The 9,071-nt window shown below is 32.3% G+C and carries 8 protein-coding genes; 1 reads left to right on the forward strand and 7 read right to left on the reverse strand.

The annotated features are described in order from the left end of the window. Positions 1-52 precede the first annotated feature (52 nt). Genes H8R24_RS11290 through H8R24_RS11320 form a run of 7 tightly spaced genes read right to left on the reverse strand, consistent with a single transcriptional unit; the run spans position 53 to position 8,515 of the window. Positions 53-1,357, reverse strand: coding sequence for an O-antigen ligase family protein (locus H8R24_RS11290; protein WP_187018987.1), 1,305 nt, complete (start codon positions 1,355-1,357; stop codon positions 53-55). After that, positions 1,320-2,390, reverse strand: coding sequence for a hypothetical protein (locus H8R24_RS11295; RefSeq protein ID WP_187018989.1), 1,071 nt, complete (start codon positions 2,388-2,390; stop codon positions 1,320-1,322). The genes H8R24_RS11290 and H8R24_RS11295 overlap by 38 nt, the downstream gene beginning before the upstream one ends. Before the next feature lie 41 nt (positions 2,391-2,431). Continuing rightward, entirely contained in the window at positions 2,432-3,742 is a 1,311-nt protein-coding gene (locus H8R24_RS11300; RefSeq protein WP_187018991.1) for an MATE family efflux transporter, read from the reverse strand. Positions 3,743-3,795: 53 nt separating this feature from the next. Continuing rightward, a complete protein-coding gene (locus tag H8R24_RS11305) occupies positions 3,796-4,773 on the reverse strand; it encodes a hypothetical protein (protein WP_187018994.1) in 978 nt (325 codons plus the stop codon). Between the two features lie 8 nt (positions 4,774-4,781). Further along, positions 4,782-6,461, reverse strand: a complete 1,680-nt coding sequence (locus H8R24_RS11310; protein ID WP_187018996.1) for a DUF6909 family protein — start codon at positions 6,459-6,461, stop codon at positions 4,782-4,784. Between the two features lie 35 nt (positions 6,462-6,496). Continuing rightward, complete coding sequence (locus H8R24_RS11315; protein WP_187018998.1) at positions 6,497-7,984, reverse strand: GH3 family domain-containing protein; 1,488 nt, start codon at positions 7,982-7,984, stop codon at positions 6,497-6,499. Positions 7,985-8,020: 36 nt separating this feature from the next. Continuing rightward, complete coding sequence (locus H8R24_RS11320) at positions 8,021-8,515, reverse strand: peptidase (protein ID WP_187019001.1); 495 nt, start codon at positions 8,513-8,515, stop codon at positions 8,021-8,023. A 217-nt stretch (positions 8,516-8,732) separates the two neighbouring features. Between H8R24_RS11320 and tatA the strand changes: the two genes are divergently transcribed. Further along, positions 8,733-8,906 (forward strand): twin-arginine translocase TatA/TatE family subunit, encoded by a 174-nt coding sequence (gene tatA / locus H8R24_RS11325; protein ID WP_187019003.1) that lies wholly within the window; start codon positions 8,733-8,735, stop codon positions 8,904-8,906. Positions 8,907-9,071: the final 165 nt, after the last annotated feature.

Below are 9,071 nucleotides of genomic sequence, written 5' to 3' on the forward strand. Positions count from 1 at the left end.
TAATAATTAGATCGTGTTGCCTTATTTTATGTTTCCTATTACTACAATTATGCTATTGCAAGTTGTACTCGGGTACACTATTATTTTTTTGTTGCAACCAATAAGCGGTAAACAAACAAATCCACAATCCGCTAAAAACAATTCCGTCAAAACGAAGCAGAAAATCATCTGTAAGATTCGATATGAAAAATAAAAAAAAGAATGAAAACACCACCGCATTTTTAGACTTGACTCCTACATAACCTATAAAACCAATATAACTTAAAACTACAATAGGTCCTAACACACCAAATTTTAATAAAAAATCTAAAAACTGATTGTGTGTAGGGAACTCGTATTTAGCTAGAAACACTTGATTTGTTTTTTTAAAATACTTAACCAACTCAATCTTACCATCTGATGCGCCTACACCAAAAGGAAGGTTTTTAAGTGATAGCTCCCAAGCTGATTTCCATATTGATACTCTTGTCACTAGCGCACTGAAAACGGTGATTTCAGGATGGTCAATTTCATCCAGTTTTCCTACTTTATCCATGTGAGAAAAAATTTGGGTTGTATATTTTTCTTTCATGTAAGGGTCTTTCTGGACGAATAAGAACAATACAATTCCCGCCAAAAAAAACGCTACTAATCCTGATACAAGGATGCGTTTTGCGTCAAATTTTTTAGAAATTAAAAAATAAATCACTATTATAAATCCGCACAAAGTAGCTAACAATGCTATTCTAGTATTGACAAATAAGACAAAAAAGAATGAAAATATAAAAAATGCTAAATCACGTAATTTCAGCCATATACAAACATTAGACTTCGAAGATTCTAATAAAAAATAAAAGTTTGAAAATGCAACAAAAGCCAAGTGCATGTTGAGTGCAGGTGCATGAATACCCATGTTGTTAGCAAAAACATAACCCATTTCCCATAAATCAATACCCTTAAGGTATTTTGCAAAAACTTCTGGATAGACTACTATAAACTGTATAAAAAAGAATAGCATAATAATTGTAGTACCCAAGCAATAAGCTTTCAACAGAGAAACAAACTGAATTCTCTTGTAATTCCCAATGATAAATACAGGCAAAAAAAGTAAAGAAAGGCTTTTCTCTAATGATTTTAATCCCAGTGCATAAGAATCATTTCTGCCAAAAAACAAAAGCTCCATTAAAAATGGTGACGCTATTATCAATAGCAAAGGCAACTGGCTTTTGGTAATTTTTATTTTTTTATAAAAAACCAAATTAAAAACTACAAAAACGATCAGAAAAATGGTGCATAGTTTTCTGAAAATTAATGTAATGGCAATAATAAACAAGAGTAAGTTAAGTACTTTGTTGAACGTCTTTTCTGAAATCTTCATAATACAATGCAAAATATAGTAATGGAAAAAGGCCTATTTTATGTCGGATGGATGTTCCTAAATCAGGTTCGAATATTCCTTGGACAATAAAAAAAGAGAACAATAGTAATAAGGTCCACAATTCAAACTGATAGTAATTTCTGTTTTTTAAACACTTTGAAAACCGCACAAATAAAATATAGAAAAGCAATAATTGCCAAAGCATAAAGATTATTACTTGTGGCGACAATATGTGCTTTATTCCTTCCAATACAGGAATATTGACAGCCATGAAACCATAAAAAATTCCAAACGTTTCTCCATACCAAGTATCCTGTGAAAAAGGCGAAACTATAGCGGTGTTAATGTTGTTTTTATTAGCGTTTTCAACAACGTAATTTTCCCGAGTTTTTTTTGAAATATACTCTCCTTTAATAATACCGTGACTTAATGACAGAAAAACCGCAATTAAAATTCCGTAAAAAATGGTACTCATAGACTTGTTTTCAAATTTAACAAATGACAACGCATACATCCCTACTGAAAAAATGGGCATCAGTAGGTAATAGGGTCTGAAAAATGAAAAACAAGCGATTAAAAACAATGAAAAAGTGATCTTAAAAGAAGCTTTTCGATCAGATTGAAATATAAAAGGAATTGTACTAAACATCAAAAAGGTAATAAACTCCTTAGTAGGCATTGACATGTATAATCCTAGCAGTAAAAAAGCGATGTAAACCAATATGTTTTTAACGTTTAATTTATGCAAATTGACGGGTATCCCTATCTTAAATAAAATGCAAGTGACGATAGGAAACTGAATTAACGCAATCAAAAAAAAGGAAAGATGGCGCAATCCTGTAAGCTTGTAAAACATAATGGCAAAAGGGTAACTACCCAGCCAACCTATTTCCTTTCCCTTATCAAATATAATTATGACAGTGTCATTAAAGTACCTTTCGGGTAAAATATAAGGGGTCAAGAATGCAATAATTAAACTGCAAAAAAACAACCCTAGAAATACTGTTTTATTCTTTCTTACTACTATTCGCATTTTTGTTCTTGTATTGAAAATGATCTTACATTCGAATTATTTTAATGAAATAACACTATTAATTTGTCTTTTTTATAAATTATTATGGCTGCAACAATATTCCAGAAAAACGTACTGACCACAAATGCAATTGCTGCTCCATTCATTCCATAAACAGGAATTAAAAACCGATTTAAAACAAAATTGATACCCACTGCAATTAGTAGTGTTCTTTGAAAAATTGCTTGCCTACCGGTCATGTTTAAATACACCCTTGCGCTTCCAAAGAACGCACAAATGAATTGGCCAAATAGTAGTATCAACAATGGTTCTTTAGCAACGAGATAATCTTTACCAAAAAAAGCCAATATAGGAGATACAAATACAGCCAAAAATAAAGCTATTGGCAACGAAATTAAAAGAATTAATCGGCTACTTTTTTTAAGAATGTTATGCAGTTCCTTCCAGTTTTCGGCTTGAAAATACTCTGATATTTTTGACGAAATTGTTATTGTAACTGTCAAAACAATCATGGTCAACATCGTAATTATTTTTACTGCAACTCCATAATAGGCCACTGTAGCATCATCTCGATATTTTTTTAAAAACAAAACGTCAAAGCTCATTAATAAAAACATGGCCATTCCGCTTATGGCAATCGGATAAGACTTTGTAGTAATCTCTTTATACGAAAATGAATTATTAGCAAAACTACCTGCTGATGTACTGAAGTAATACAGTAATAACAAACTGCTAGCCACTCCCAGTACTACAAAACCATAGCTAAATACTTGTGGTAATAAAACCTCCTGGCTTGTTGATAATAAAATAATAGACCCTACCATTACCGGAATATACTTTATAGTGTTCCGGAACAATTCAGCTACATATAAATGATCCAAGGCTCTAAAAACCTCCGTATTAAGTACTGTTAGGGCATAGAAAAAGAGAATCGATGTAGCTTGCAGTAACATGGAGTAAACATTCCTATCAGCAAAATAGTTGTTAACCCAGTTTTCATCCAATATAAAAATGATTGCATATAGTACCACGGACATGACTAGTAGTACGACTACCATCTTTTTGTAGGTGTTTTTTATGCCGTCTATTGCTTTTATACCACTTAGTCTTCCTTTAAAATAAAGTATTGATTGCTCAAAACCCAACAAACAAATGCTTCCTACAACAAAAAGAAATGTTCTAACAAAATCATATTGCCCTATAATATGTGCACTATAATTCTTAGTCAAAAACAACGTAAATCCAAATAAGAGTAATACGCCCAAAACTCTCAAAACTAAAGTTAATAGACTCTGCACAACCATACTGTCTCTATAACTTTTATGAAAATACTGTCGTATTATTTTTAACATTTTAAACTGTTATCATTCGATTATTAAAAAAAACACTTAAAAATAAGCTGCAATTATAGTTGCGCAAGAGCAGCTTGTTTTTTATAAAATGAGCGAAACAAACAACCAAAAATAAAAAGAAATACAAATAAAAATGGAATTACTAATTTCAACTTTCCATTTAATGCTTTAGTCTTTACTTTGTTTAAAATTAAAGACTTATCATTAATTATTTTATTCGAATCTAATAAATCAATGTTCAAATACCCCAACATGTTTGTTAATGAATCTTTCGTCCTCACCATATTATTGAGTTGCAAGTTCTCATTGTTATACACTAATTTATCACCTTTGGCATTCAATCCATCCCCTAAAGTAAATTGGGCAATAATACCATCAATTTGAGTAATGATTTCCTTTTTTACCTGTATTTTTTGGGCTAGGTTACTTCTAAATACTTTTTTGTAAGCATCATAATAATTGCTTGTATTTAAATACTTCAATATAGGTTGAATACTTGCTTCATTGACCTTTGTTTTGGTTTCAATACTAATGGTATGGTAAGCATAATTTTTACTTGTTGTAGTTTCCTCAACAATTGTTTTTAAATCTCCATTTTGTGCCATCAATTTTAAGAGTTCCATGTTTTGTCCATTTGAATTTATAAATTTATAAATATCAACAATGGGCTCAACAGTAATTGCTTTTATTTCGGACACATCTTGAATCCCAATTCCTTTTAAAAATGCCACATCATGCTCTGAAATCTTAGATTCTAATAAGGCTATTTTATGGTATAAATAATCCGTGCTTTCAAATTTTGGCTCTACAATTAATTGTTGCCTATAGGTTTTAAAATTTGAATCTAAATACAAACCTATCCCAAAACCAAGAAATATTAAAACGATCAATATGATTGCGTTTTTAATAAAAAAACGTATCATTTTGAACAGCATGGCATTAATCCACTGAAAAAAATTGCCTACTTTATTAAAAATCATAAATAAGTCAATCTCATGATTGTCTTGGCTTTGGGGTACATTTGTACTCATTTATTTTTTTATTTTACGTTAAAAATTTGTTCCAAAATTTTAATAGTAATCAAATACGTTGGTTTTACTCCAGTTGTCCCTAAACCTCCAGAAGCTAGTGTACTTCCCGTTTCTAATGGATTATCTGATGCATAATATGCATATCGTACTTTAACATCCATTGGTACACTTTTTCTAATTTTAGAGGCTGATTGAATGGCTTTTTGATAATACGATCCTTCCATTTCTAATCCAATTACTCCCCAAGTAGATTCGTGGAAAAACTTTAATAAATCCCTATTCTGTAACGATGTTCCTAATACAGTAACCATAGGTCCTGCAAAAACAGCAATATCATTGCCTTCAAACATAGCAGCAGTTAATTCATTTTCGAAAAAATAATTATCAGCTGTTCCTTCATTAATATGTGCATTTGGAATCATAATATCTCCCTTTCCTCCTTCTAGAATTCCTGCTTTACCCATAATAGAAACCGATTCTACATTAAGCAAAGTGTCTTTCTTGAACGGTTTCAGCAACTCATCAATAGTTTCATAAGCTTGCTCACCAAAAGCATAATCCATTACAATCAAAACTGGTTTTTTATCCCCTAGTTTTGCTGTTGGAAACGATGAATTGGCCCAATTAATTTTGGCAGTATCAAATATTTGAACATCAATATTAGTTCCTGAATCATCTGGAACTGCAATCATTCCTTGTTTCATTGCAACTGCTGCTACACTATTACGCACTTCATGAGCTCCTGATTTACTTAGTTCTTCATAAATAAAGAAATCCGATTGGTCTTTGAACTTTGATTTTAAAACTGATGTTGCAAAAATAGAATTCATCACCGAGTGCATATTGGCACTAATCACATGAATAGGACGGTCGATCAACCCGTTTTCTTTCAAAACTTCCTTGATGTTCGTTGCCCATCTTTCGCCGTGAATATGGTGTCCTAAACGCTCTCTTAAAATAGGACTAAAAGTAATGGTTCTTTTATTATTATCAACAATTTCTTCGATAGCCAGTTTCCCTAACCAGAATATAATTTGTAAAAAACGATCTGGAGCTGCCTCAGATGCAAACGCATCGTAGATATCTAGAACTTCCTCAAAAGTACGACCTAGAATATTTGCAGCATGTGAGATGGCTTTCTCTTTGTCTATTAGTGACAATTTTTTGGTTTGTGAAACTGCATGCTCAAGCTTCACCCAGTCACGAGAAACCTCACCAGCATCATCCAGTAAAACTCTGTTTCTTATTTTATGAGATTCGATAAAAATGAACGTTAAATGCGTCAAAATATCATAGATATCAGATCGCCCACGTGTGATCTCAACATTCATTTGCTCTTCATCAATTCGGTAACAATTACGTCTCCTTTTTGGTGGTACAATAGCTTGAAAATGTGATTTAGAATAACCTTCATCCGAAGTCAAATTAATAAATCGACATTCCTCTATTCCTAATGGAAGCCTTTCGATAACATACAAAAGTCCATTTAACTCTACTTTTTCTTCGGCAATATTTCCATATATTTCAGGACGTAACGTCATTAATGCTTCCCTCAAAGTATCTCCAGAGATCCCCATGGGTTTATAAAACCCTCTATTGAATAAATGGCGCATGGTAATGTACATTTTTTCAATTGCTGCCGATGATTCTTGTGCCCTAGAGCGTGATATATTTTTACTGTCTTTCATTTCTTTTTTTAATTTCTAACCAACAAATGTAATTTTTATTTTTTATTCAAAAGCGCTACTATGTCGCGATTATCTGATAGTCTTGGTATTTTATTTTGACCCCCTAATTTTCCTATCGATTTCATATAATCTTGAAAACCGTTTTTGGCCACGCTGGTAATGACTACTTTTTGCAAAATGTTACCTCGGATCAAATCATCATAATAAATGTTTTGCTTTCGCATAGCATCATCAATCGCTTTCGCAAAAGTTTCCATGTCAGTAGGTTCACTTTCAAATTCGATAAACCATTCATGATAAGGCAAGCCTGTAATTGGCGTGATTTGAGGCGCAACGGTGAATTCATTTACACGAATACTGCTGCCTTCCATAGCTTCTTGCAACGCACTCTCTACTTCTTTACCAATAACATGTTCCCCAAAAGCCGAAATATAATGTTTGATTCTGCCGGAAACAATCACCCGATACGGCGCCAAAGACGTAAACTGAACCGTGTCTCCTATATTGTATCCCCAAAGTCCCGCATTAGTAGATATTATCAAAACATAATTGACGCCAAGTTCTACTTCTCCAATGGTATACCGTCTTGGTTTATCAGTATGGAACTCCGTACTTTTTACAAATTCATAAAAAATACCAGCTTTTAATAACAATAGCATTCCTTTTTCTTTTTGTGAATCTTGGTACGCAAAAAAACCTTCTGAAGCAGGGAAAAGCTCTATACTATCTACTTTTCTTCCTATAAGGTTTTCAAATTTGGCCCTATATGGTTCATAATTCACCCCTCCATAGATAAATAAATTGAAGTTTTTAAAAATCTCCCCTACCGCTTTACCACCTTTTTGTTCTAAACGCTCAAAATACATTTGAACCCAAGAAGGAATTCCTGAAATCACCGTCATATCTTCATGGAAGGTCTCCCCTACAATAGCATCAATTTTAGTTTCCCAATCTTCTATACAGTTAGTTTCAAATGATGGCATGCGGTTTTTTTGCAAATATTTAGGAACAAAGTGCGCTACAATTCCAGATAAACGTCCAAATTGTATTCCGTGTTTTTCTTCTAAAATAGGGCTTCCTTGTAAAAAAATCATTTTTCCATCTACAAAATCAGCTTTACCCGTTTCATGTATATAATGCAAAATAGCATTTCGTGCCGCCTGAATGTGAAAAGGCATGGATTCCTTAGTCAACGGAATGTATTTAGCGCCAGAGGTTGTCCCTGAAGTTTTGGCAAAATAGAGTGGTTTTCCTTTCCATAGAATGTTTTCTTCTCCTTTGACTACTTTTTCAATATAAGGCTTTAAGTCCTCATAATCGCGAATAGGAACTTGCTTCGCAAAATCTACAAAAGATTTAATACTGGCAAAATTATGGTCGATACCAAAAGCCGTTTGACCAGCTTCTTTTATTAAATCCCTAAAAACAGCCTCTTGGCTCGCAACGGGATTCATTGCCCAAGCCTGTGTTTCTTTATATATTCTTTTGGCAAATAACTTTGCTGCAATTGATTTTATTGACATTGTAATAGAGGTTCATTTAAAATAAAAGCAGTGCGTTTATTTTGATTTTTTTGAAGTATTCTTCTTTTTTTGCTCTTGGTCTACTTCTTTTCTTAAGTCCATTTCGGCATCCGAAGCAGTCAGTTTTAATTCAGGCGTTGCTTCATTTACTGCAGTCAAAATAGAGTCTTTGTTGAATTTAGCATACTCTAATTGTCCATTTAGTACTTTTTGAATAGAAAGAATATAGGCTTCATTTTTCTTAAGTGCTAAGCTCAATGAATCTGATTTTAGCGCTAACTCCGTGGCATCTTTTTTTAATTTTGATGACGAATAACCTGGAATAAATTCTCTTAATGGCGTAAAGGCAATGATGAATGTGGTAATCCCAATCAGTAAAACGGCACCTAATGAGGCCACTACAAAAACATTCATCAAATTGAGCTTCATTGAAAAAATTTCCTCAAAAGTATCTTCGTTCAAAATAACCAAACGGTTTTTGATAAATAATTTATTGTGAATTTTTTTTCTTTTTAATCTTTTGCCTGCCATAGTAGTTCTTTATCATACAAATATAAATAATTAATACCATTGTAAACACTTTGGGACATTTCGTAATCGCATAATACTCCTACCTATTTTATATTAATAAACTTTTAACTTTTCAATAATTAAATAAATGACTTAAAATGAGCGCTCATCTACTAAAACTATTTATCTTTGCAGTTACATTTATTAGAAATTTGCTACGGCAATAAATTATTCAATCATGGGAAGATTTGGTGTTACAGAAATCCTAGTTATTTTAGCAGTTGTTTTATTACTTTTTGGAGGGAAAAAAATTCCAGAATTAATGAAAGGTTTAGGAAGCGGAATTAAAGAATTTAAAAATGCCGCTAAAGAAGATCAGCCAGCTGATAAGAAAGAAGAAACTAAAGAGTAATTCTTTATAAAAATGAGTGCACTTTCGTAGTGCTTCATGAGGTAATCCCAAATCCCAATTACTGGTGTTTGGGATTTTTTTATTTAAGTAGGGCTTGCTGAAAAATTGCAAATCCAATAAAACACAGGTATTTAGAGTTACTTTTTCTTGTTTAAATGCAAAGAA

Source organism: Flavobacterium muglaense (genome assembly GCF_014305155.1).
GTDB lineage: Bacteria > Bacteroidota > Bacteroidia > Flavobacteriales > Flavobacteriaceae > Flavobacterium > Flavobacterium muglaense.

Coding starts and splice junctions, on each gene's coding strand:
- H8R24_RS11290 (WP_187018987.1), bottom strand. CDS start 1,357: ATGAAGATTTCAGAAAAGACGTTCAACAAAGTACTTAACTTACTCTTG.
- H8R24_RS11295 (WP_187018989.1), bottom strand. CDS start 2,390: ATGCGAATAGTAGTAAGAAAGAATAAAACAGTATTTCTAGGGTTGTTT.
- H8R24_RS11300 (WP_187018991.1), bottom strand. CDS start 3,742: ATGTTAAAAATAATACGACAGTATTTTCATAAAAGTTATAGAGACAGT.
- H8R24_RS11305 (WP_187018994.1), bottom strand. CDS start 4,773: ATGAGTACAAATGTACCCCAAAGCCAAGACAATCATGAGATTGACTTA.
- H8R24_RS11310 (WP_187018996.1), bottom strand. CDS start 6,461: ATGAAAGACAGTAAAAATATATCACGCTCTAGGGCACAAGAATCATCG.
- H8R24_RS11315 (WP_187018998.1), bottom strand. CDS start 7,984: ATGTCAATAAAATCAATTGCAGCAAAGTTATTTGCCAAAAGAATATAT.
- H8R24_RS11320 (WP_187019001.1), bottom strand. CDS start 8,515: ATGGCAGGCAAAAGATTAAAAAGAAAAAAAATTCACAATAAATTATTT.
- tatA (WP_187019003.1), top strand. CDS start 8,733: ATGGGAAGATTTGGTGTTACAGAAATCCTAGTTATTTTAGCAGTTGTT.